At 63.0% G+C, this 435-nt stretch carries 1 protein-coding gene; it reads right to left on the reverse strand.

Features of this window, described 5'->3' with window-relative positions:
- Positions 1-15 precede the first annotated feature (15 nt).
- Positions 16-393, reverse strand: coding sequence for a hypothetical protein (locus tag D7Y04_RS42775; RefSeq protein ID WP_121763069.1), 378 nt, complete (start codon positions 391-393; stop codon positions 16-18).
- Positions 394-435: the final 42 nt, after the last annotated feature.

Genomic DNA, 435 nt, shown 5'->3' on the forward strand with positions numbered 1-435 from the left:
GAGGTAGCGGGACACCTACTCGGGGTCGGCCTTCAACTCTTCAGGAAGAGGCGCGACCATGAACAGTCGCCGTCCTTGCGCTTCAACGACCATGAAGCCCTTGCCAGCAATCTTCACACGCTCGGAGTCCCGGGCCGTGCCACTGGCGAGCCACTGGTCCGCTGCTTCTCGCGTCGCGAACTCGTGGGAGACTTCGACTGTGAAGGCTGTGTCGGAGAATCGCGCGTAGTACGTGGCGAAGTCGGCCTCCTGCCCACGGTCGCGGATGTAGAGCAGCGCGGCCTGGGCAAGTTCGAGCGCCGCTCGTTCCTTCGAGCCCTCCGACTGGCCGTCGATGAAGGGGTTCAGCGCGAGGAGCATGTTGTCCAAATCGAGACCGGGCGTCTTTGCCATGGCGTCACCTGATATCCGTCATCCGCTCACAGTGGGGCAAGA

Origin of the sequence: Corallococcus sp. AB038B (assembly GCF_003668955.1) — a bacterium.
In the GTDB taxonomy this organism is placed as follows: Bacteria; Myxococcota; Myxococcia; order Myxococcales; family Myxococcaceae; genus Corallococcus; species Corallococcus exiguus.

Bases quoted from the DNA above. Each gene is read 5' to 3' on its own strand.
- D7Y04_RS42775 (WP_121763069.1), bottom strand. From the start codon at position 393: ATGGCAAAGACGCCCGGTCTCGATTTGGACAACATGCTCCTCGCGCTG.